Source organism: Nostoc sp. PCC 7107, from assembly GCF_000316625.1.
Taxonomy (GTDB): Bacteria; Cyanobacteriota; Cyanobacteriia; order Cyanobacteriales; family Nostocaceae; genus Nostoc_B.
In genome coordinates this window covers 4,397,357-4,419,442 of the sequence record NC_019676.1, presented here as the reverse complement: position 1 = coordinate 4,419,442, position 22,086 = coordinate 4,397,357, and the positions used below count along the sequence as shown (strand labels likewise).

General features: G+C 41.4%; 16 protein-coding genes. 7 read left to right on the top strand and 9 right to left on the bottom strand.

The genetic code is table 11. From position 1 onward, the window contains the following. Positions 1-400: 400 nt before the first annotated feature. The 5 genes from topA to NOS7107_RS18905 all read right to left on the bottom strand — a co-directional run bounded on the left by topA (position 401) and on the right by NOS7107_RS18905 (position 7,912). Positions 401-2,566, bottom strand: a complete 2,166-nt coding sequence (gene topA / locus NOS7107_RS18925) for a type I DNA topoisomerase (RefSeq protein WP_015114554.1) — start codon at positions 2,564-2,566, stop codon at positions 401-403. A gap of 319 nt (positions 2,567-2,885) precedes the next feature. Then, positions 2,886-4,808, bottom strand: a complete 1,923-nt coding sequence (locus tag NOS7107_RS18920) for an Hsp70 family protein (RefSeq protein WP_015114553.1) — start codon at positions 4,806-4,808, stop codon at positions 2,886-2,888. A 14-nt stretch (positions 4,809-4,822) separates the two neighbouring features. Beyond that, positions 4,823-5,719 carry a hypothetical protein gene (locus NOS7107_RS18915; protein ID WP_015114552.1) on the bottom strand — a complete coding sequence of 299 codons (897 nt, stop codon included), beginning with the start codon at positions 5,717-5,719 and terminating at the stop codon, positions 4,823-4,825. Between the two features lie 235 nt (positions 5,720-5,954). Then, a complete protein-coding gene (locus NOS7107_RS18910) occupies positions 5,955-6,332 on the bottom strand; it encodes a hypothetical protein (RefSeq protein WP_015114551.1) in 378 nt (125 codons plus the stop codon). A 545-nt stretch (positions 6,333-6,877) separates the two neighbouring features. Then, a complete protein-coding gene (locus NOS7107_RS18905; RefSeq protein WP_015114550.1) occupies positions 6,878-7,912 on the bottom strand; it encodes an NAD(P)/FAD-dependent oxidoreductase in 1,035 nt (344 codons plus the stop codon). A gap of 145 nt (positions 7,913-8,057) precedes the next feature. On the opposite strand from NOS7107_RS18905, the gene NOS7107_RS18900 reads away from it, so the two are divergent. The 7 genes from NOS7107_RS18900 (at position 8,058) to NOS7107_RS18870 (ending at position 16,377) form a co-directional block, all read left to right on the top strand. After that, entirely contained in the window at positions 8,058-8,900 is an 843-nt protein-coding gene (locus NOS7107_RS18900; RefSeq protein ID WP_015114549.1) for a YaaW family protein, read from the top strand. Then, positions 8,882-10,195: an O-antigen ligase gene (locus tag NOS7107_RS18895; protein WP_015114548.1), complete on the top strand. Its 1,314-nt coding sequence runs from the start codon at positions 8,882-8,884 to the stop codon at positions 10,193-10,195. Before NOS7107_RS18900 ends, NOS7107_RS18895 begins: the two co-directional genes overlap by 19 nt. A gap of 368 nt (positions 10,196-10,563) precedes the next feature. Next, positions 10,564-10,953 (top strand): hypothetical protein, encoded by a 390-nt coding sequence (locus NOS7107_RS18890; protein WP_015114547.1) that lies wholly within the window; start codon positions 10,564-10,566, stop codon positions 10,951-10,953. Between the two features lie 117 nt (positions 10,954-11,070). Next, complete coding sequence (locus NOS7107_RS18885; RefSeq protein ID WP_015114546.1) at positions 11,071-11,592, top strand: Ycf51 family protein; 522 nt, start codon at positions 11,071-11,073, stop codon at positions 11,590-11,592. A 406-nt stretch (positions 11,593-11,998) separates the two neighbouring features. Further along, positions 11,999-13,186: an iron-containing alcohol dehydrogenase family protein gene (locus NOS7107_RS18880; protein WP_015114545.1), complete on the top strand. Its 1,188-nt coding sequence runs from the start codon at positions 11,999-12,001 to the stop codon at positions 13,184-13,186. Between the two features lie 192 nt (positions 13,187-13,378). After that, on the top strand, positions 13,379-14,590 hold the full coding sequence (locus NOS7107_RS18875; protein ID WP_015114544.1) for an aspartate aminotransferase: 1,212 nt from the start codon (positions 13,379-13,381) through the stop codon (positions 14,588-14,590). A gap of 956 nt (positions 14,591-15,546) precedes the next feature. After that, the gene (locus NOS7107_RS18870; RefSeq protein ID WP_015114543.1) at positions 15,547-16,377 is read left to right on the top strand and encodes a squalene/phytoene synthase family protein; all 831 of its coding nucleotides are present in this window, start codon (positions 15,547-15,549) and stop codon (positions 16,375-16,377) included. A gap of 230 nt (positions 16,378-16,607) precedes the next feature. On the opposite strand, the gene NOS7107_RS18865 is transcribed toward NOS7107_RS18870, so the two are convergent. The 4 genes from NOS7107_RS18865 to NOS7107_RS18850 all read right to left on the bottom strand — a co-directional run bounded on the left by NOS7107_RS18865 (position 16,608) and on the right by NOS7107_RS18850 (position 21,902). Further along, the gene (locus NOS7107_RS18865; protein WP_015114542.1) at positions 16,608-16,979 is read right to left on the bottom strand and encodes a DUF2237 family protein; all 372 of its coding nucleotides are present in this window, start codon (positions 16,977-16,979) and stop codon (positions 16,608-16,610) included. A gap of 138 nt (positions 16,980-17,117) precedes the next feature. Further along, on the bottom strand, positions 17,118-18,137 hold the full coding sequence (gene hpnH, locus NOS7107_RS18860; RefSeq protein ID WP_015114541.1) for an adenosyl-hopene transferase HpnH: 1,020 nt from the start codon (positions 18,135-18,137) through the stop codon (positions 17,118-17,120). Between the two features lie 85 nt (positions 18,138-18,222). Next, entirely contained in the window at positions 18,223-19,206 is a 984-nt protein-coding gene (gene hpnA / locus NOS7107_RS18855; RefSeq protein ID WP_015114540.1) for a hopanoid-associated sugar epimerase, read from the bottom strand. After that, on the bottom strand, positions 19,206-21,902 hold the full coding sequence (locus tag NOS7107_RS18850) for an efflux RND transporter permease subunit (protein ID WP_015114539.1): 2,697 nt from the start codon (positions 21,900-21,902) through the stop codon (positions 19,206-19,208). Before NOS7107_RS18850 ends, hpnA begins: the two co-directional genes overlap by 1 nt. Positions 21,903-22,086: the final 184 nt, after the last annotated feature.

Here is a 22,086-nt window from a genome sequence, read left to right as displayed (position 1 = left end):
ACCACCCTGCCTAAGTCTCCCTTAAAAAGGGCGACTTAGAGAGATATGAAAGTATTTGATACATCACTAAGGACTTTTCAAACAACCTCTAAGGAAGACTGCGTACTAAAGTGTTCAATTACTAGGTTCTTAATGCCGACATTTCCCAGGGAAGAAAGGATATGAGTGGTATTTTGGATGAAAGATACCATCACTGTCAGAAATAAGATTACAAGATAGTGACCACTACTGGATAGTGGCAGATATTATATTATTAAGCCAATTATGTTTTGTAGAATGTAGATATTATTATCATTTAATAACTATTATTGATAATACCTAACCTATCTTTTTTGATCTAAAAACGGTCACACTCCTCTACTGACTTTTCTTCAGATGCTTTGTCACCCCACCAGACAAATTATTTTCTCTCTGAATTCAACTCGCCAAATTTAGGACTCCACCAACCTTTGGCTGTACTAAAATAAGCCACATCTTTATGCTTTTTATCTTGACGAGACGCAGCAGAACAACGCAGCATGGTTTTGCTCTGTCCGTCTTTGGTATAGCTATACTCTTCTAGAGGTTTTTTGCAGACTGGACAGGGATACGAGCTTAATTTCGCAGGTGATTGGGAGCGATTTTCTGGCTTGGTTTCTTGGGCGCGTGGTGGTTGCCAAGATTTGTTAAAGTCACTCCAAAATAGGACTATATTTGCACAGCCACTGTTGCATTTGAGGAAATATTTTTTCTTGACTTTGCTGCTGGGAATTTTAGCGAGAAAATTATTACACTCAGGACAGCGAGTTTTAGAAGTATCATATTTGCTTTCAGATACTGAGGTTTTCGTATTTGAAGGTATGATAACAACAGTTTTGGCTTTTGCTAAGGCTGGAACGAAGTAATTTTTATTCCAAGTTGTTAAGTATTGCTGCCAGCCTTGTTTGCCTGCGGCGATCGCATCGAGGGCGCTTTCCATTTTGGCGGTGAACTCTGCTTCTAGTAAATCTGGCAAAGCTTTCTGCAAAAAATCATCAACTTCTAGCCCTAACGTTGTGGGTTGAAGATTTCCCTTGATTAACTGCACATAACTTCGTTTCTTGAGGGTAGCAACCGTGGGCGCGAATGTACTCGGACGACCGATACCTTTACGCTCCATGAGTTGGACTAATTTCGGTTCACTGTAACGAGGTGGCGGCTGAGTCTGTTTTTTCTCTGAATTAGCATTGTCTAGAGTTAAGGCTTGTCCCTGTTGCACCACAGTTAACACACTATCTTTGCTGAGGTTATTCCAATAGCGAGCGTAACCGTAAAATTCGATTACTTGGCCTCTAGCTTGCCACAACAAAGAACCCGACTGAGTGATAATCTGAGTTTTGCGGAGTTGAGCAGCCCGACATTGAGAGGCGATCGCTCTTTTCCAAATCATCACATACAAGTCAAATTCATCAGCAGGTAATTCTTGCCGTAGCTGGACTGATGGACGAAATACATCGGTAGGGCGAATCGCTTCATGTGCTTCTTGGGCTGTTTTCGCACTGCGATGTTTGGCAACTTGCTGTGGTACATTCTGCGGATCATGTTCTTCCAACCATTGACGAGCCGCAGTGCAGAATTCAGGGCTTAACATTACTGAATCTGTCCGCATATATGTAATTAACCCAGCTTCATACAGCTTTTGGGCTAAAACCATTGTTTTGTCTGGGGCTAATTTTAGCTTGGAACCGGCGGCTTGTTGCAGTGTGGAAGTAATAAATGGTGGCGGTGGTTGACGATATACAGTTTTACCTTCAACTTGTATCACTTGATGGGGATGCTGACGAGCTTCTTCGACTAAACGTATGGCTTCTGCTTCCGAAAGAACCCGTTTTGACTCTGGCGCTTTTGTGCTATTATCTGCTGCATCGTCATGGGCTTCTGTTTCTGATTCTGGCGCATCTGTGGGAGAATTGGCTGTGCCTTTATAAAAAGCCCGGAATCCTTCGGCGTAGTCTACCCACACACTCCAATAGTCTTGGGGTACAAAGGTGACAATTTCTCGTTCTCGCTGACATATTAGGTGCAAAGTCGCACTTTGTACTCGACCGACACTCTTCGCACCATTATTTAACGCCCAAACTAAGGGACTACCTTTGTAGCCTACAAGCTTATCGAGACAATCGCGGCAAAGTCCAGCACCAACCAAGTTAGAATCGAGTTTGCGAGGATTTGCGATCGCACTTTGCACCGCAGAGGCGGTAATTTCACTGTAGATAACTCGTTTCGGTTCCCGTAATCCCAGCACTTCTTTGAGATGCCAAGCAATTGTTTCCCCTTCTCTATCTGGGTCTGTGGCGAGAACAACTTCATCAACCTGCTTGCTAACTGCCTTTAGCTGCTGGATAGTTTCTTTAGAGCGTTGGTCACGCGGTACATAGTTGCATTTGACATGATCATCATCAATGACAAAACCCAACGAATCTTCGCCTGTATCGCTGAGTTCGCGGATGTGACCGCAACTAGCTCGGACAATCCAATCAGCACCCAAAATCTGACTGAGCTTTTTGACTTTCCCAGGAGATTCAACAACTAGAAGGCGTTTCGGCATAGATGCTTTTGATCACAGAGATTCTAGTCTTTGATATTTAGCAGAAGGCAGGAGGCAGGAGGCAGAAGGCAGGAGGAAAAGTCTTACTATTCCTAGCGTTCAAGATTTCAAATTATCCCAACATATCTGACTACCGCTATAGTAATACGATTTGATTGCTGAACTATCAATCAGCACGCCCTACTTAAAAAAATGCAATAAAATTAAACTCCTTCTCCTCTCCGCGCCTCTGCGCTACGCCAGTTGCTACAACGCGGGGAACCCGCGCAACGCACTGGCTCCTCTGCGTGAAACAAATTCATTCCGTATTTTTACTTTCTTATTGAATTAAAATAATCGCCTCTTGAACTTTCGTAGAAAGGGCTTTTTGCAATCCTTGTTCAACTTTTTGTGTGAGTTGTTCAAAAGCTACTTGATTATTAGTTAATTGTTCTCGAAAGACGTTTTCTAATTCTGGTTTGATTTGAATGCACATATCTGCAATTTTCTGATCGTTCATTAAATTAGGACGAATCCAACTGGGGATATCGAAATTTTTCTTGATTGTTTCTTGGACGGTTTTACGATTAAGTTCCATACCTGCTGCCATCACAGACGCACCGTAGACTAATGCGATCGGCCAAGTCAAATGTCCTGTGAGAATGAGAGTAATCAGACTCGCTACAGTACCGCCACCAATGACGACATTCACAATAAACGCCACAGTATCAGCTAAAATTGCATCACCAATTCGTAATTCTGGGTTAACAAAAGCTGGTTCAATGCTATCTTCAAACCTTAAACTACTTCTGGGTATTTGAAATTTGCGGCAAATTGGGTCGGTTTCTGCGGCTAAGTCTGGTTGAATTTTGTTGTTGAACCAAAGAATACATTGATTGTTAATTATCTGTTGGGCGATATTACCTTTCAACCACTCTTCTGCGCGATTTCTCATTGATGTTTCCAAATCAGCCAGAGTGCGAATTTTATTTTTTTGCCATTCTTTTACTCCTGGTCTGACGGCGTGATCAATCAAATTTTCGGCTAATGGTTGAGTTAACAATTCAATTAAATCTGGAATATGTCTCTCAATTAATTGTTTGAGTTTTTGGGAATCTAATAGTTGATTAACTTCTTGTTGAAAAGCCGTCGCCCGTAAATCCCATCTTCCGACTCGCGCTAAACCCAGCGCAATGCAGCGTTCCGGTTCGGGATCGGGGCGCAGTTGGCTTTCTGGTTCGGGAAACATTTGCTGACAAATTTGGTGGGTAAATTTCATTCGGGATGCACCACCAGTCATCAGCACTAATTTTGGGACTGTATCAAGTTGTTGTAGTTTGGCTTTGGCTTCGCTGACAGCATCATGAAAAGCCTGAAGCCAACTTTTATTTCCTAGTTCGGGTAAAGGTTGGTGCAGAATTTCCTCCATCATCAATTTGTTGACTTGGGGAATAAAATAAATCTGTTCGTTGATTGACTCAAATCCACGGGCGAAAGATTGCGGGTCATTATATAGCTGTTCGTTAGAAAAATAATCTTCTTTGGCTTTGCGACAGGCTAATTCACAACGGGCTTGGTGATGAGGATATTCTTGAAATACTTTTTCGAGTAAGGTTTTTTGCTCATGTTTAGCCAGAGTTCGGGCAAAAATCGCTTTGTCTATTAAGGATGCACCTAAAGTATTACTACCGAAATCTAAGGGGATTTCATGTAAGCTTTTTACTAGTGTAAAATCTGTAGTGGAAGAGCCAATATCGACAATTAGCACTGATGCGAGGAGTTTCTCATACTCCAATTTTCCGGCTTCTTTGGCCTGCATAAAAGCCGCACGGGATTCAGGGATGACATTCAGGTGGGGAATACCAGCCTCTTGCAGTAGTTTTTGATATGCTTGGCGATCGCTCACTGACCATCCCGAAGGGCAACCAATGTAAAAATAACTACTTTCACCGCCTTCTATTTGTTTGCTTTCTTGCAGTTTGTGATAATAAGTAGCGAGAAAAGTTGATATTGTTTTTCTGTAATTGGCATCATGGTTGGGTTTTTGCTTGAATGAGATTGTCAGTTGAGTAACACCAGCTTGAATTAAAGCTTGTTCTCCTACCAAATAACCAAGTTTGGGATGCCAACCTAAAGCAGTAATTTGATTTTTTTTATTATTAATTTCCAACATTTGGGGCGGTTCGATGCTTTCAACTATCGCTTTGGCTACGGCTGTCTCACCATGTCCCAAATCAAAACCAATTGTTTCTGAAATTTTCATACTTTTATTGTCTGCTATTCTTTCACCTCAGAGTACGCTGGTTCAATCACTCGACCACGCCGAAGTAAGCGATCGCCTTTTAACAAGGCAGGTGTGATGGTAACGTAATCTTTGGTATTTGGGTCAATACTGGGTTCAAAGTCGAAATATTCTCGCTCATTTTGCGGTGCTTGCTGGTGGTAAAGTTGAGCGCGAATTCCTTGAGACATTAAAATTTGGGGGAGGAGTTTTGTTAAAGCGATCGCCATTTGCGGCTGTTCGAGAAATGACGCACCCATCAGCTTTTGGAGGAAATTTAATAACTCTGGTAATTCTTCTAAAGTGCGATCGTCTTCTAATTTGTTTCCTTCGACAAACCTAGCCACTGCTATATCAATAGTATTCAGCGCATCAGCGAAGTTATCTAAAAGCAGTTTGCTATCCACTCGCAGCACTGGTTGGGGTATCTCTAACAATTCTGTGGAGGTAACATTACTTTTATCCAGTTGCAACACAACTTCTAAACCGAGAAGCAATGAAGTTAGCAAGATACCCATCCAAGCACTCAGGGTAATTTTAGTTAAGGAAAATAAAGAACCTAAAATGCCGACATAAATCAGCGCCTTAAGCAGTTTTAGGATTAATCTTTTAGGGGAAACATTTGTAGTTAAAATACTAATTTGCTTTTGCTCTTGTGACTCAACTAGAGACTGATTAACCACAGTCAAATTACCGACTGACTGTCGTAGCATCTCCACAAAAAAGGATGCTAAACGTACTTGAGTTAAATTTAGCTCGCTAATATAAATTCTTTCTAAATTATCAAGCCGATTTTGAACGAGCTTAACTATTTGTTCAATACTAGTTATATTATCAATCTCTATCTGTAGTTGATTACGTTCTGCGTTAAACAGTGTAGTTATAGTTTTCATTGGTTAAGTTTACTAATCGCACTTCACCCTTTATAAATTTAGCTTATAGTGATTCCCTGATTGCCAGAAAAATTAACTCCCGATGAATAGATATAGAAAGGATATATCCGTGAACAGCTAAAAGCTAAAAGTAAGGAGTTATTGCTACTCCTTACTTTTAGCCTTTTAACTATTTATAGATTATCAGAACTTATGTTTCAAGGTTAACAACTAAGACAAAGTGTAAAAATCATATTCAACCAAACCATTGAGAAGGTTCACAACCAGGCTCAACTGTACCACTTAAATGATGATTAATCCAAGCTGATTTATCTTGCATAATTGCAAAAATGCCTTGATGAATTAAGTTTTGTAAATGTAGTTTATGCTCTAATGGACTACGGGGAAATTTTTGCTCTATTGGACAATCTTTGATGATATTTTGTAGCGGAAATTCTCGGTCAAATTCCTCATTATAAAAACAGGGAATGCGGCTAATCACGAAATTAATCAGTTCTTGACGTAATTCAGGAATTAAAAAGGTTTCTTGATAAGGATGATATGAGTATGTGTCTAATACACTGCCAATTTCTCTGACTACTGATTCGCGTGTTAAATTGACTACTGTTTTCATAAGTTTTTATCTCCTTTTAAATACGGTTGAGTCTTCTTTGAAAGAATTGATTCTTGAATGACTCACTGAATTTTGCTTATCAGCCAAAACTACTTAGCCTAAATTGGTTTTTATACCCGAATTTTTGCTTTTATATCGGTACAAAATTTGACATTTAGTTAGAGTCATTTAAGTTAAATTTTATACTTTTAAGCTCTGACCTATGTCGATAAATTCCCACTAAATAGTACAGTACCGAAACTTTATATCCACAATGCTAATTATTTCAAATTTCTATTTTTTGGCGAAAATCTACACAAAACGCATCATAATCATTAGGGGATCAATTTTAATTTTTTATTAACAACATCCTTGAGACGGAAATATTCAAGGAAGTAAAACTTGCTAAGTAATTTACATTACTTATTGATTGATTACCTATTGTCTCTAAATAATTTTTTATTTAACTCTATGTATTAAAAAAACAAATTACTGAGGTAGAAGTGTAGCAAATCCTGAAAAAAAGACCTGGCTACGCAGAGCAACCAGTCTAACGATAGATGTAATTAAAAGGTAAAAATTTTGAAAAAGTTCACACTAGTGAGAGTTAATTGATGCAGATGATGATTAATTGCAACGGACGCGGCCAGTCCAGAAAGCATTGCACCTTCAACAAGATTACCGCCGCACCAATCACCACAACAAACCAAAGGTAGGGAAGTATTGGCAGATAAAACAGTTTCTGGGCAAGGATGACTGGGAAAGGCATAACGCCAACGATGTACTTGCAGCCATTCCGGTGTCTCTAACCAAGGAAGCGCCAGAGTTTGGGCGGCTTGCTGCAACATTTCTTGTCCTACAGGTTGTAAATCTGTAGTTTCTAGATGCAGTTGGGCAAATTTGCCACTGCTTTGGACAACAAATACAGGTTGTTTTGGTTGGGGACGCTTGCTACTATCTAAACCAATCCATCCCAAAACAGGATCATCGGCAAAACTTTGAGATTGCCAATTGGGTAAAAGTTGGGAATCAGCCGGATAACCTGCGATCGCACTGATACAGGGCGTAAATTCCACCGCCCGCAGGTTATTTAAAAAGTCTGTTCCGAGTAACTCTTCTCCCAATGGTTCTAATAACATTACAGCTTGGGGTGCAGGAATCGCCAGCACAATCGCCTTGGCTGTGATTTCTTCATTGCTAGATTCGAGAATTAACCGCCAAGTGTTTTCGGGAGTGGGATAAATCGCAATCACCCGTTGATTCAGTAACACATCCAAACCTTGAGCCAGAAATTTAGCGATCGCACTCATCCCCGCAGGTGCAATATAACGCGGTGCAGCGTTTGGCAGTTCGTCACGATTCCAAACTGTGATAATTTGGCGATCGCACAATAAATCGACAAACTCTCGGAAAAATTCACCTTTGGGTTTGAGGTAACAAGTGCCATGATCTGCCCAAGTGTCATGTAAACGGCGTGTCGCCATTCTTCCTCCCAAACCACGGGACTTTTCCACAACTAACACCGCATATCCTACTTGCTTTAACTGCTGGGCGCAAACTAAGCCCGCTATGCCAGCACCAATCACTGCAACATCTATCATTAGTTAATAGTCCTAAATCTTGAGTCTTTGGTTATTATCCAATGACAAAATACAGATGGCGAAAGATAAAAAGACTACTCAAGACCGCCAAAAGCTAATAGTAGAATAAAGTACAGACAAGCTGCACGGAAGGGAGGAAAGAACATTGGATGAACTCAGGGCGGCCTTAGAACTAGCAACAGATGATGAATTGCAAGATTTAACTGCAATTTTATTTAGTCGAAAGTTCAATCCCCTAGATTATGTTCAGACACCTGAACCTATCGAAATTCAAAGCCAGAGCCGCCAAGCTTGGTTAGACTCATTAGAAGAGCGTTTTCGGTTTTTGGCAGCAGATGGAGTAACAGTCTTACGGGGACGTACAAACCAAGTAACTTACCGCCAAGCGCTAATTCAAGTTTGTAAATACTTAAAAATTCCTTACTCTGATCAGTTAACAACTGTCGATTTAGAAGCAGAAGTATTTTTACATCTGCTAGGGCAGGTATGGAAAAAACTCCCGGAAAAAGAAAAACAAAAATTGACTGTCAAAGTACAGCGTCATCTGGTAAAAACAGAACTTAAAGAACCCCTACCAATCATGTTGCAGCGTGACCCTTTGGGATTAATTTTTAAGGGTGGTAGTGCTTTAGCTGTGACTTCTGTTATTCAACCATTTATTCTCAAACAAATTGCTCAACAATTTGCTCTGCACTTTGCTACCTATCAAGTAGCGAAACAAGCTGCAATTACAGGTTCAACAGTAGCAAAAACCCAGTTTGAAACATATTTCGCCCTGCAAATGGCGCGGCGAGGTATGACGTTGAGTGCAGCACGTTATGGCGCAGTTCGCACAATGTTTGCCTTTGTCGGCCCAGCTATGTGGACTTGGTTTTTGGCAGATTTAGGTTGGAGAGCGATCGCCACTAATTATGGTCGCATTATCCCGACTATTTTTGCCTTAGCACAAATTCGCCTCACTCGCACAGAATGTTGGGAGCCAGCTTGAAACTCGCTTTTGATCATCCCAACCCGCAAAGCCAATTTGCTTGGAATTCTTGCCAAATTGGGCTATTGATTTTTCCCCTAGCGCCGTTTTTAGGGTTTGTGGCGATGGCTTTGGCAGCTTTAATCACTTGGCTGCAAGAATACCGCACAATTATTCGCCGCCCGATTAATCGGGGATTTGCCCTTTTTACTTTATTCCTGGTAATTACGTCAGGATTTGCGACAAATAAAACTGATGCTTTTTTAGGTCTATTTAATTTAGTACCTTACTTTTTTGTTTTTGCTGGCTTAAATACTTTAATTCAGACAATTGCCCAATTGCGCCACCTAGCTTGGATTTTGGTAATTGGTGCTGTACCAGTGATCATTATGGGCTTTGGACAATTGTTTTTAGCTTGGGCTTTAAAATTACAGTTTTTGTGGATTGTTTTAGATTGGGCGATCGCACCTGGAGGAGAACCACCAGGGCGGATGGCCGCTTTATTTATGCACGCTAACCTGTTGGCTGCTTATCTAGCGATCGTCTTTACTGTAGGGTTGGGGCTATTGCTAGAACAATGGCAATCAAGAAAGAAAAAAAATTCCCAACTGTATTTTCTCACCCTGACTGTAATTGCCAGTTTTTCCGCCTTAATTTTAACTAACTCGCGCAACGGATGGGCGATCGCCATAACTGCCTGTTTAGCTTACGCACTTTATCAAGGTTGGCGCATCTTGGTTGGTAGCGTGGTTGCGGTTGTAACTACTATTCTTTTGGCAGCTTTTGCCCCTTCCCCCATTGCCCAAATTTTTCGCCGAGTTGTCCCGGCTTTCTTTTGGGCGCGGTTAAATGATGAAATGTACCCAGATCGACCAGTTGCTTTAATGCGAAAAACTCAATGGGAGTTTGCTTGGTCTTTGGCACAACAGCATCCTTTCACTGGTTGGGGTTTACGTAGTTTTTCTGCACTCTACAAAGCCAATATGCACATTGATTTAGGCCATCCCCATAACTTGTTTTTGATGCTATCTGCGGAAACGGGATTTCCTACTACTCTTGTGTTTTGTGGTTTACTGGCTTGGATATTAATTGCAGGCATTCAATTTTTGCGCCAATCTAATTATTTACCTAAAACCGATAAGTTAATCTTCTTTAGTTATCTTTTGGTATTTGGGCAATGGATACTATTCAATACAGTGGATGTCACTTTATTTGATTTTCGAGTGAATACGCTCTCCTGGTTATTTTTATCAGCTATTTGTGGAGTTGTATTTCACTCTTATCAAAATCACAAGCTTTCGGCAAATGAAAAATAGTACAAAAAGGTTGAAGTTTGAAGGGTGAAATGAATGCACTTGTCTAGCCTATTTATAATGGATGCTTCATTTACGCCTTACTTTACTATCTACATAAGCAATTTTGCTCAAAAATAGCATTTAATTGCTTGATTTATTTTCCGTGGTTACACTGTCGGCATTAGTAATTATTAGTTAATAAAATTACAGGTAAGTGTGGTTAATTTGTGAATCACTCACAGATAAACCACTGTTGCTGATAGTTGGGAAGGTGTAAGGACAACCCTTTTGGGGGTTTCCTACATGACGGGCATCTAATCTTTAGATGCCCTTTTGTATGTTTTATTTTCTATAAGTTAAGCATTATTTTTTAAGATAGAAAATATTATATGAAATTACCTTTTCGGGGATTTGCATTATTAACGATCGCATCAAGTTTACTGACTATTAATTTTGGTATTTCATTACCTGCTCAAGCGGCAATTTCATGTGAGCCAGGTACCGTTATTTATCATCCAAATAATTCCTTGGCAACTTGTTTACTTGCTCAGGATATGAATGTTCAAGTTTCCAGTCCTGTTGCGGGAACATCTAATTTTCCTTGCAAAGCCAAAAGTTATATTCTGTTTGATGAAAAAGGACAGTTTACTAGCTGTGAACTTTCAGAAAAAATTCAAATTAGAAACGGTAATTTAGTCGAGACTTGTCCGGCAGAATATAGGGTAAAATTAGCAGTCTCAGATAAGGGTGTTGTCTCCATTACTTGTACACCCTCCTAAGATTCTGCCGAATAGAGTTGCAGAATAACTAGAGAAGAAATAACAGCACGAGTGTAAGTACTCGGTAAAATAGGTGTGTCTGTAAATAATGTCAAGAAACCCAACTAGCCAATCTGTATGTTCTCAACAGCTGATTTTCTTCAATATACTCAATGGTCGGGTATTGCCACATTAGTATTTGCTGTCTTAGCAGTACTGTCTTTTGTTTTTAAGTGGGGCATTCGCTTTCGGCTGGTAGGTACAACTGGCTTTATGCTGGTGCTAACAGGCGGGTTATTTGCACTTTCTGTTGTACCGTTAAGTCGGACAGTGATTCCCGGAGCCGGAAAATTTACGCTGGTTTATGATAATGGTGCGACACAAGCTGTCATTGCCATTTCACCAACAATTTCGCCATCTGCGTTAGAGGCTACCTTACGTCAAGCTGCTAGTAATTTATATACCTATGGGCGTTTGGGTAAGCGAAGTGACAATTATCTGACTGTTCGCGCCCGTACTCTTATACACCCAGAACCTGGGCTTTCTGTACCACTTTATCTTGGTCAACTCAAACAATCTCTAGATTCACGGGAAGATGCGGAGATAGCAGTTGAAATTTATACAGATAAATTTGCTCAATTGCCAAAACCTACTGCTTAACCAAGCTCAAGAGTTACGCAGATGTAGAAAGGTGTAGGGGTTATGGATAATGTGTTAACTAGCTCGGATATTGATAATACTTGTTAGTTTTTTCACTTACACCCTTACACCCAAAAGTATTACATCTTTTAGATTGTTGCTGTTTTAGTCTAATTTATAAGTATATTCTCTATCAGCAAATTCATAATTTTGTGTTTAAAAAGACATTAATTTTTTTTGTATTTGACTATACAATAAGGATTATTTTTAGATTAAGATAATACTTACCAATTCCATCAATGGAAAAATTTTTAGTAGGTGCTGGTCGTAAATGATGGTGAGTTTTGTTGATAGGCGGCAGCCTTCTGGAAATATTATGTAATCCTACTAGCATCAATACAAATTCAGGTTTTGCCTAACTAGTTATATGCCCCATCAATCAACTACTACCTTGTCTACTCAAACATCTAATTCACTACCGGCACTGGCGATCGCTCCGGCAAAAGTCATCCGAGGATCTGGAGTATTGCCAGCAGCATTAGCAGAGATTGCGCTTTTAGGCAGTCGTCCTTTAATAGTTGCAGGCAATCAAACTATAGCCCTCACTCAAGATGCTTTACAACCAATTTTAGAACAACAGCAGCTGCATACTGCTCAAGCATCCTATGGTGCCGATTGTTCGGAAGCCAGTTTGAAATCATTAAAGAAGGCAGCAAAGGAACACAAAGCTGATTTAATTATTGGTGTTGGTGGCGGTAAAGCCTTGGATACAGCTAAATTAGTTGCCCATCAGTTGCAGTTACCAGTGGTGACAATTCCCACTTCCGCAGCTACCTGTGCAGCTTGGACAGCCCTTTCTAATGTGTATTCTGAGACAGGGGCTTTTTTATATGATGTGGCGTTGTCTCGCTGTCCCGATTTATTAATTCTGGACTACGACTTGATTCAAACAGCACCACAACACACATTAGTCGCCGGGATTGGTGATGCGATCGCTAAATGGTACGAAGCTTCTGTGAGTAGTGGACATTTGCAGCAGACTTTAATTATTGCCGCAGTCCAACAAGCCAGAGTTTTACGCGATATTTTATTCCAAAAATCAGCCGCTGCGCTACAAAAACCAGGCAGTGAAGTTTGGCAAGAAGTTGTCGATGCTACCGTTTTATTAGCGGGAGTCATTGGCGGACTGGGTGGGGCGCAGTGTCGCACTGTGGCTGCCCATGCTGTACACAACGGCTTAACTCACATTGCCGGACACAGCAGCATTCACGGCGAAAAAGTTGCATTCGGCATCTTGGTGCAACTACGTTTAGAAGAAATGATTTTGGGTAATCAGTTAGCCACCACTGCACGCCAACAGTTGTTGAAGTTTTACGCAGAGATTGGCTTGCCCCAAAAATTAGATGATTTGGGCTTAGGCAATGTCAAATTAAGCGAGTTAAAAACAGCGGCGGAAATTTCTCTCGCACCTAATTCGGACATTCATCGCTTACCTTTCAAGGTGGGGATAGAACAACTGATGGCCGCAATGGTTTCTACCACTGCACCAACCGACAGTAGAGAATGTAGCAATCGGGTTGCTGCTAGGGCAATTGAAGAGCAAATTCAGGAGTAAATAATTTCCAGCAGCTTGCAGGATGAAATTTTATGCTTGATTTTTTGCCAAATATATTACCCAGACCAAAAATTTTTATCAAAGTCAGATTTTGCTAACTCATAATTTTCTCAAATTTATCCACAGCCACCAACTGTAATATCTGAGAGAAATTTCACTCACAAATCAACTGTATCAAGAAGTGGTACATCAATGACACTGAATTGGATTGCCCCAGCAGAACGCATACAGAAACTGCCTCCTTATGTATTTGCTCGTTTAGATGAACTGAAAGCAAAAGCACGGGAACAAGGACTGGATTTAATTGATTTAGGTATGGGGAACCCAGATGGCCCCACACCACAACCTGTAGTAGAAGCCGCGATCGCGGCTTTGCAAAATCCGGCAAATCACGGTTATCCGCCCTTTGAAGGTACTGCTAGTTTTCGTCGCGCCATCACCAATTGGTACAATCGTCGCTATGGTGTAGTACTTGATCCCGATAGCGAAGCCTTACCGCTACTCGGTTCTAAAGAGGGATTAGGACATTTGGCAATGGCCTATATCAACCCAGGTGATGTAGTTTTAGTGCCTTCTCCGGCTTATCCGGCTCATTTTCGTGGGCCTGTAATTGCTGGGGCGCAAGTCCATAATTTGATTCTCAAACCAGAGAACGACTGGTTGATCGATTTAGCCGCAATTCCCGAAGAAGTAGCCCAAAAAGCCAAGATTCTTTATTTCAATTATCCCAGTAATCCCACCGCAGCCACTGCACCGCGGGAATTTTTTGAGGAAATTGTCGCCTTTGCCCGTAAATACGAAATTATGCTGGTGCATGACTTGTGTTATGCCGAGTTAGCTTTTGATGGCTATCAACCCACCAGTTTGTTAGAAATTCCGGGTGCAAAAGAAATTAGTGTGGAGTTTCATACTTTATCTAAAACTTACAACATGGCTGGTTGGCGAGTAGGTTTTGTCGTCGGCAACAGTCAAATTATCCAAGGTTTGCGGACGTTAAAAACTAATTTGGATTACGGGATTTTTGCAGCATTGCAAACAGCTGCTGAGACGGCTTTGCAACTGCCAGATGTATATTTGCACGAAGTCCAACAGCGTTACCGCACCCGTCGCGACTTTTTGATCAAAGGGTTAGGTGAGTTGGGTTGGGACATTCCCAAAACCAAGGCTACTATGTATCTCTGGGTAAAATGCCCTGTGGGTAATAGTTCCACAGATTTTGCCTTGAATGTATTACAACAAACAGGCGTTGTGGTGACTCCCGGTAACGCTTTTGGGGTAGCGGGTGAAGGGTATGTGCGGATTAGTTTGATTGCAGATTGCGATCGCTTGGGTGAAGCCTTGCATCGGTTTAAGCAAGCTGGAATCTCATATCAATCTGAAACATTAGTTTCTGTGCCACTTTAATAAGTGACCTCAGATTTTAATTATCAAAACCCCTAATACACTATAGTGTATTAGGGGTTTTGGCGTAAAAAGATTCAAAAAATATTGATAGCAAAATTCATAACTCTGATTTTTGAATAAGAGCAAGCTATCTACCTAGTTTTGAGATTTAAATCGTGTACTTCAATCATTTAAAATATGCTGTAAGTACCAATTATCTTGAAGTTAGGGAGTTCGTTGAAAGTATTTTCCTCTATCTAGTCAGATTCATCTTCTAAATTTGATTTGAAGATTTTTTGTCTAGTAACAATATTGCATTTCGCAAAGCTATTTGGTCGGTAGTTAAAGTGTAAGTATTCAGAATACAGAATACAGAATACAGAAATCACAAGTGATCACAGTTTGATGACTCATAGTTTGGAACTATGAGAATCTCAGTCTAGCAAAACATTGATGTACCAGTCATTCTGTATTCTGACTTCTGACTCCTGAATTTTTACATTAAAGTTTTCCGGCAGTTTACAGTCAGCTATTTATTGACATCTACAGGCATACGCATTTTTTGAGAGATTTTATTCTGTTTTTTAGAATATTTCTACAATGCAGAAATCTGATCTAGCATTGCTATGATGTCTTCAGACTGGGGGCATCTGCTCGTATCAATTGGCGCATCGCTACGGAACAACTAAATTATATAATTTGCCGAATTTTAGCATAGTTGTTTATATTTACAGCAAAAAATTATGCTTGCTCAATATATCAAATCACACAGAACAAATTTCAGTAACCAAAGTCCTATATACTAGACATGAATTTAATAGGTTTGAATTTTTCGTTAATTATGATACAAAGACTATTAATCTTTAGATGAAATACTAACGCATCTCAAGATTTTCAGATTGAGTAAAAAGTATATCCCGGATCATCAAACAACTTTCAACTGCATGTGGTGTAAAAACTCAGAGGGGAGTGACAACATGGATTTACGTGGTGATGCCTTGCAAATCCTTAAAGAAACTAGTCGAACTTTTTATATTCCAATTAGTATTTTACCGTCAGGATTGCAAGAAGCCGTTGCATCAGCATATTTGTGTATGCGTGCCATTGATGAAATTGAAGATCATCCAGAACTGGATAATTCTACAAAGGCACAACTGTTACACAAGATTAGTTTGACATTACAAGCAGGAGTTGATGGCTTTGCAGTTGATGCTTTCTCAGTAGGATTTAGTGGCTACGAGGATGTTTTAGCAGAAGTAACTCTGAGAGTCAGGGAATGGTCATTATTAGCCCCTGAGACTATTGCACCACGAATTTGGGATGCAACCGCAGCAATGGCCGATCGGATGGCTTATTGGGCAGACAGAAACTGGAAAATTGAAACAGAGTCTGATTTAGATCGTTACACCTTTGGGGTTGCAGGCGCAGTTGGATTATTACTTTCTGATTTATGGACTTGGTACGATGGTACACAAACCAACCGCACTCTAGCAATTGGCTTTGGTCGTGGCTTACAATCTGTGAACATTCTCCGCAACCATATTGAAGATATGGGACGTGGTGTAGACTTCTTTCCAGAAGGTTGGACAGTAACAGAAATGCAAGAGTATGCCCTACGCAACTTAGCGTTAGCAGATGCTTATACTAAAGCTTTGCCTACTGGCCCTGCTTTAAACTTTTGTCAAATTCCCTTAACTTTGGCACATGGTACGATTGATGCTCTAGCCAATGGTAAAGAAAAACTCAGCCGCAGCGATGTCATTGCCTTGCTTGAGCAATTAAATGCTGTAAATGTCAAAGCCAGTTAATAACTTTGATTCAGTACGATTGATTCAGTTTAATAGTACTGATTTTAGATTGTGGTGTATTTTATTTGTTAACCCAAATTTTTAATTACGTCGTAAATCTAAAAAGCAAGTAACCAGAAAATACAGATGTGCTTAATGCACGTCTGTATTTCAAAATCAATTACAGCATGGTGAAAATTTAGTAATTCCGCAGTTATAACAGCTATATAATTCATCGAAAACTTGCCGTTTTAGGACGCAGAAAGAGCGTATTTTTTTAAATCTACTAACGAACAGGCTTCCACGGCTCTAGCGTGAGTGGCTTCCAGAGCTACAGGTGGTGCAACACCAGCATCCATTGCTTCTTGCCAACGTGCGGCACACAAACACCAGCGATCGCCAGGCCGTAATCCGGGAAAATTATATTGTGGCATTGGTGTACTCAAATCATTACCCCGTGATTTGGTAAACTCCAAAAATTCTGCTGTTACTTGGGCGCAGACAACGTGCATCCCCAAATCTTGCCCACCTGTACTACAGTAACCATCACGGTAATAACCAGTCATCGGTGAAGTACAACAGACTTCTAAATCTGTGCCGAGTACATTTTTAGCTTCTGCCATTTTCTATTCCTTATATTTCAATAAAAGTAAAAATTAATGCTTGGAAGCAAATAAATATTTAAGGGTATAAGAGTTAAGGTGTTCCAACCCACCTTCAACCCCTACACCCTTACAACCTTACACCCTTTTCTTCTTAACCTAACTCTTACCAAACACCGTACTCAGGGAACGGGCGATGTTTTGCGGTTGCATCGCATCCATCGCGGCAGTTGGTTCGTAACCGCAGTGAACCATACAATCAGCGCATTGGGGATTACCACTGGCGCGGCCGTATTTACTCCAGTCTGTTTTGTCTAGCAATTCTTTAAAACTGGTGTAATGCCCTTCGTTCAACAAATAACAGGGTTTTTGCCAACCAAGAACACTATAACTGGGACTTCCCCAAGGTGTACATTCGTAGTCTTTTTCCCCAATCAAAAAGTCTAGGAACAAAGGATTATGGTTGAAGTTCCAGTTTTTCTTACCTGATGTGTAGGGAGTGAGAATTTCCCGGAAGAGGGCGCGGGTTTGTTCGCGCTGGAGGAAATGATCTTGATCTGGGGCCCATTCATAGCTATAGCCAGGGGAAATCATCATCCCATCAATGTTCAGGCTATCGAGAAAATCAAAGAATTCTTGCATTTCTTTGATATCTGCACCTTCAAAGATTGTTGTATTGGTGGTGACGCGAAAACCTTTGGCTTTGGCTGCACGAATGGCTTGTACGGCAGTATCAAACACGCCTTTGCGATCGACACATTTATCATGCCATTCACGCATTCCATCTAGGTGGACGCTGAAAGTAAAGTAAGGAGAAGGTTGAAATTTATCGAGGCTTTTTTCTAGTAACAACCCATTGGTACACAAGTAAACATATTTCTTGCGTTCTACTAACCCGCGCACAATTTCATCAATTTGGGGATGGAGTAGCGGTTCTCCTCCAGGAATGGAAACTACAGGTGCGCCACACTCTTCCACAGCTGTAAAGCATTCTTCAGGAGTCAAATTACGTTTGAGAACTTCCACGGGATGCTGAATTTTACCACAACCAGAACAAGCCAGATTACAGCGAAATAGAGGTTCTAACATCAATATCAAAGGGAAGCGTTTGCGTCCTAAGAAGCGCTGAGTCACCAGATACTTCCCAATATCCATAGCTTGTTGTAGATTAATTCCCACTTTTTTATTACTCCTCTCTTATAAGTACATAAAAGTCTGAAGTATGAAATTTACGTTTCATACTTCATAATTCATACTTCACACTTCATTTGACATAACCCTCAGCGATGAACCAATCCACAGCATCTTTTAGGGCTGCTTTTAAGGGAGACTGGGGTAGCCCCAACTCTCGGACAGCTTTACTAGCGTCATAATACATGTGTTGTTGAGCCATACGGACACCATCGATGGGGACTGAAGGCGTTTTTCCTAGCGGTGCGAGAATTGTCTCATCAATCCAAGCGACACTCAAGGGTATCCAAGGGGGGATAGTGCGCTGAGGGGCGGGTAGATTAGTGATTTCGGCAAGTTGTTCTAGTAGTTGCTTGAGGCTGAGGTTTTGGTGTCCTAAGATATAGCGATCGCCTGCTTTACCTTTTTGCAACGCGAGTAAATGTCCCCAAGCCACATCCCGCACATCGATAAAATTCAACCCAGTGTCTAGATAAAAGGGCATTTCTCGCCGCAAAAACCGCAGGATAATATCTCCGGTGGGTGTGGGTTTGATATCTAAAGAACCAATTGGGCTACTAGGGTTGACAATTACGACATCTTGCCCTCTAGCGGCAGCTTGTTTAGCTTCTTGTTCGGCGAGAAATTTTGACTGTTTGTAACTACCAATCAGTTTTTCTACTGGACTTTGATAAGTTTCATCGACAGGTTTACCTCCTAAGCCAACTCCTATAGCTGATACTGAACTGGTATAAACAGTGCGTTCAATGTCGGCTTTGCGGGCGGCTTCGAGGACATTGCGTGTACCGATGACGTTGTAACGATACAGTAGTTGTCTATCTACTTGCCACAGAGAATAATGGGCGGCGACATGAAACAAGTATTGACAACCCTGCATTTGTTGCCAAATATCAGGATCAGTCAAATCGCCTTTGACAAGTTCCACATCCAAGCCGCGCAAATTGTCAAGATTGCTGCTAGGACGCACCAACGCCGTGACTTTGTATCCTTGTTGCAGTAACAACCGCACCAAATGAGAACCGACAAAACCGGTTCCCCCTGTGACAAAGGCCTGCATTAATTTTTTGCCTCCTGACGAAACCGCGGAAACCAGTCATCTAAGATGGCGTAAACTACGGGTACAACAATTAAGCTGAGGATTGTGGAACTGATCAAGCCTCCAGCAATAGCCACAGCCATAGGCGATCGCAATTCTGAACCAGCACCAAGTCCCAAAGCAATGGGTAACATGCCTAACAGTGTGGAAACAGTGGTCATCATAATTGGTCTAAGGCGCACTGGCCCAGCCTTTAAGATGGCTTCTTTGCGGCTCAAACCAGCTTGACGCAGTTGATTGATGTAATCCACCAAAACGATCGCATTTTTGTTTGCTAGCCCCAACAAAAATACAAAGCCAATTAAGGAAATCATGCCAAAATCACTCTTTGTCAAGAGTAAAGCCATCATGGCTCCGATAATTGATAAAGGCAATGAAACACCAATAACTACGGGGTCTATCCAACTTCGGAACAACAAAATCAGTACGACAATGATGCAAAGTGCCGATAGCACCAAAGTAGAAGCAAAACTGCTAAATACTTCGTTTTGGCGGGCAGAGTCACCCCCTAAGTCTAAAGTTACACCAGCGGGTAACACTTCTTTGGCTTCGGCGACGATTTTGTCTGTAGCATTACCCAAAGATAAATCCTGCCCTAGATTGGCACTGATATAAGCTACTCGTTGATTATTCAGTCGCTCAATTTGAAAAATTCCCCCCTGGTTCTTCGTGTCACCTGTTACCGTCACATCAGCGAATCCCGGTATTTTGGCGATGCGTTCTTTAATCGCTTGGGCTGCTTTATTCAGTTCTTGCAGATTCTCTCCCTGCAATGATACCTGTAGAGGTTTTTGTCCACCAGTATCGATAAATTGAATGTCTTCCACACTGGTAGTTACACCGGGCAAATTAGGCAACTGAGCGCGTATCTGGTCTTGTACTTCCGCCGTCTTCAGGTCTCGCTCTTCCTTTAGCTTGACGTAAAGCGTACCTTTATTTGGTTCGCCTTCGCGGGAACCCACAGTAGTAAATACTGTTTCCACTGCTGGCGATTTTCTCACCACCGCTTCTAGTTTCTTGGCAACTTCCAGAGATTCATTTAGCGGGTTAGGCAGGGAAATAGGGGGTTGAGATGACAAGGGAATTCCCGCTTGTGCTGCCTGTGCCGCCTGTTTTTGTAAAGCGGCTAAATCAGGTATTTGTGGCAAGGGAGCAGTATAAGTAATATTAAATTCGCCCCGGTCTAGTTTTGGGATAAATCCTTTGGGAATGAATGGCACTAGGGCAATACCGACTACAAAGCTGATAACAGCTAATAAAACTACTGTTTTGCGGTGATTTAACGACCAATACAGCAGGTTACGGTAGACTTGGGCAAAACCTGACCACAGCTTTCCTTCCTTTGGAGGAGCATTGGTAGAGATTGGTTTAAGCCAGTAAGTAGCTAACACTGGTGACAGTGTACGGGCTACTAAGGTAGAAGCAATATAAGAAGCAGAAACTGTAATCCCAAAGGGCTTGAAGAACTGCCCAACAACACCACCCATCAAACCAATCGGTAAAAACACCGCCACTGCTGTAGCTGTGGTGGCGACAACGGTTAACCCGATTTCACGAGTGGCGGAGAAAGCGGCTTGACGAGGGCTTTCTCCTTCCTCAATATGCCGCATAATATTTTCGACATCGATGATGGCATCATCAATCACGCTACCAATGACTAATGCCAAAGCTAACAATGTAATTGTTTCTAAGTTGAAGCCGAAAATTGCCATGACGATAAACGTCGCCAACAAAGAAGTCGGAATCGCCAATGCGGAAATTAAGGTGGCTCGCCAGTTCCACAAGAAAGGAAAGATCACGACAATAGCCAACACGATTGCTTCAATCAGCGCGTCAATGGTTGATTTGGTGGCATGACGAATATACTCGGCTTGGGTAGCAGCTAGGGTGAGCTTGACATCCTTGAGGTTAGTTGTGAGCTTTTGAACTTCTTTTTCTACGCGACTCACCACTTCTAAGGTGTTGGCTTTACCCCGTTTGATGACTTGAAAAGCCAGCGCATCTTGCCCATTAAACCGCACTAATGTGGCTCCACCTTGGGTTAATGCGGCTGCATTTTGGGCTGTGGGCAATGCTGGCTTAGGGCTGGGCGCTCCCAACAAATTGACTTTCAAGACTCCCGGCACTTTGGCAATGACTGGGATAATTTGGTCTTCTGCTACCTTAGTCAATTCTGTGAGATTCTGCGAGGAACTCTCTAGGGTGTAGCTAACGGCTGCTGATTCGTTCAGGTTCAGGGGAATAATTTTGTAATTTGCGCCCTGGGGCAGACTTAATTGCTTAAGCGCAGTTTCTACATTGCTGGTGGATTTTTCTAAATCAGTACCGACTGCAAAAGCTAAACTAACGGCAGTTTGACCAGGATAGGCAGATGAACGCAGAACATCTAGTCCTTCCACAGAGCGTAGGCGCTCTTCGATTGGTTTAGTGAGCTTGGCTTCTGTATCAATTGCTGTTGTCAGTGGTGCTGTGGCGCTGACTACCACCACAGGGAAAGTAATATCTGGAAACAAAGCATATTTGAGGGAACTGAAAGCCAAAAGCCCAGCTACCGTTACAGCAATCCAGAAACTCACTGTTAACCACGAGAAGTCAATTGCCAATTTGGAAATATTGAAGCGTTCTCGTGCAGATTTTGCGCTACTAAGCTTTACCATCTTGGAAAATTGTGCTGGTGTCCCAATTAATTGTCATGCTACATTAATCGTCTCAAGTTTGGGTGGTTTAGTTTCTTTAGGTGGGCAATTTTACTTAATGGGTTTCTTAAAAAAGCATAAAGGATAAACGGTAAAAAAATTTCTCCTACTTAAACACTTAATAATTAATACTTAGCACGCAGCA

Coding starts and splice junctions, on each gene's coding strand:
- topA (WP_015114554.1), bottom strand. CDS start 2,566: ATGCCGAAACGCCTTCTAGTTGTTGAATCTCCTGGGAAAGTCAAAAAG.
- NOS7107_RS18920 (WP_015114553.1), bottom strand. CDS start 4,808: ATGAAAATTTCAGAAACAATTGGTTTTGATTTGGGACATGGTGAGACA.
- NOS7107_RS18915 (WP_015114552.1), bottom strand. CDS start 5,719: ATGAAAACTATAACTACACTGTTTAACGCAGAACGTAATCAACTACAG.
- NOS7107_RS18910 (WP_015114551.1), bottom strand. CDS start 6,332: ATGAAAACAGTAGTCAATTTAACACGCGAATCAGTAGTCAGAGAAATT.
- NOS7107_RS18905 (WP_015114550.1), bottom strand. CDS start 7,912: ATGATAGATGTTGCAGTGATTGGTGCTGGCATAGCGGGCTTAGTTTGC.
- NOS7107_RS18895 (WP_015114548.1), top strand. CDS start 8,882: ATGTTGGGAGCCAGCTTGAAACTCGCTTTTGATCATCCCAACCCGCAA.
- NOS7107_RS18890 (WP_015114547.1), top strand. CDS start 10,564: ATGAAATTACCTTTTCGGGGATTTGCATTATTAACGATCGCATCAAGT.
- NOS7107_RS18885 (WP_015114546.1), top strand. CDS start 11,071: ATGTTCTCAACAGCTGATTTTCTTCAATATACTCAATGGTCGGGTATT.
- NOS7107_RS18880 (WP_015114545.1), top strand. CDS start 11,999: ATGCCCCATCAATCAACTACTACCTTGTCTACTCAAACATCTAATTCA.
- NOS7107_RS18875 (WP_015114544.1), top strand. CDS start 13,379: ATGACACTGAATTGGATTGCCCCAGCAGAACGCATACAGAAACTGCCT.
- NOS7107_RS18870 (WP_015114543.1), top strand. CDS start 15,547: ATGGATTTACGTGGTGATGCCTTGCAAATCCTTAAAGAAACTAGTCGA.
- NOS7107_RS18865 (WP_015114542.1), bottom strand. CDS start 16,979: ATGGCAGAAGCTAAAAATGTACTCGGCACAGATTTAGAAGTCTGTTGT.
- hpnA (WP_015114540.1), bottom strand. CDS start 19,206: ATGCAGGCCTTTGTCACAGGGGGAACCGGTTTTGTCGGTTCTCATTTG.
- NOS7107_RS18850 (WP_015114539.1), bottom strand. CDS start 21,902: ATGGTAAAGCTTAGTAGCGCAAAATCTGCACGAGAACGCTTCAATATT.